At 58.3% G+C, this 1261-nt stretch carries 2 protein-coding genes; one reads left to right on the forward strand and one right to left on the reverse strand.

What is annotated here, in order from left to right; genetic code table 11:
* Positions 1–288, forward strand: a 288-nt coding sequence (locus Q319_RS0123590) for an EAL domain-containing protein (protein WP_029484804.1), incomplete at its 5' end; no start/stop codon positions are given.
* Between the two features lie 379 nt (positions 289–667).
* Here Q319_RS0123590 and Q319_RS0123595 read toward each other — a convergent pair.
* A partial coding sequence (locus Q319_RS0123595; RefSeq protein WP_034416747.1) for an NmrA family NAD(P)-binding protein occupies positions 668–1261 on the reverse strand: 594 nt, incomplete at its 5' end.

Here is a 1261-nt window from a genome sequence, read left to right on the forward strand (position 1 = left end):
CTGGGGCTTGAGACCTATGGACACAAAAATCTGGCCATCGTGCGCTCGACCATTGCTCTGGCGCATGAGTTGGAGCTTCAGGTGGTGGCCGAAGGGATTGAGACTGACCTGCAACGCGAGATTCTTGTCGACCTGGGCTGTGATCTGCTGCAGGGTTATTTTTTCTCCGCGCCTATGCCGCTTGAGCAGGCGTTGGCCTGGCGGTTCGGGGAAAGCCTACGCCCGGCCGAAACAAGCCTGACGTGTCTCATGAGGTGGACTGAGACTTCGCACAAAGACCTGCACTAAGGACAAAATCTCCCCCTTACGCATGACACGGCAATCGCTCAGAGATGAATCGAAGGCGTGCAGAAGGAATTTCCTGAGAGAGTCGACATCAACCACCGGACGCCCTACCGAAGTGGATCGGCGCGGAGAAAGGTTCGGCTCAAGCTTTCGGGAAGTCCCGTTCAGGTTGCGAGAAGTTGGGTGAATGGTGTCGTTAGCGCAGGGTTTGGTCTGTAATTCACGCCAGGCCGTGTTCTTTTTGCCCGGTCTTGGTGTTAACGCAGGCTGAAAGCCCCTGCTCTAAGCAGGTTTAGAACAAAGAAAAAATATTTTGTCCGGATGAAAATAAAGGAATCAAACCTCTCGTTGACCCTGTGGCCATGCTGATGTCTCTTCGGCACTAATCGAGTCCGGGCAAATTTCTGGCGAAATCTTCAATGCTATGCGCTGGGCGGCCCAATAACGTGGGCAAGTCGTCCGAAACGTGTTTGGCGAGGCCCAGGCGGGCGGTGGCATAAATGGCCTCCATCACCAGCGTTTCGGCCCGGCCCGTGCCCTGGCCGCGCATCAGGCGGTAGAAGGCGAGGGGATTGGGATCGGTGGAGCGGTACAGATGGCCAGTGACACGTGTGAAGATCTCGGCCACCTCGCGGTAGGTCAGTGCAACCGGGCCAGTCAACTCGTAGGCCCGGTTCTCATGCCCACCTTCGGTCAGCACGATGGCAGCAGCCTCAGCCACGTCGCCCGCGTCCACGAAACTGGTGCGCCCGTTTCCAGCTGGCACCGCGATGATGCCTTTTTTGAGTTCGGGCAAATGCGTGGTGGTCAGGTTCTGCATAAAGAAGCTGGGGCGCAGGAAGGTGTACACCGCGCCGTTGCCGCCCAGATGATTCTCAAGCTGCGCGTGCGGCGTGATGGTCAGCTTGTCGGCCCCCTGAAGCGACAGCAGCACGAAGTGCCGCACCCCAGCCCCCAGCGCCACATCCAGTGCCGG

The sequence above is a fragment of the Deinococcus marmoris DSM 12784 genome, assembly GCF_000701405.1.
Taxonomy (GTDB): domain Bacteria; phylum Deinococcota; class Deinococci; order Deinococcales; family Deinococcaceae; genus Deinococcus; species Deinococcus marmoris.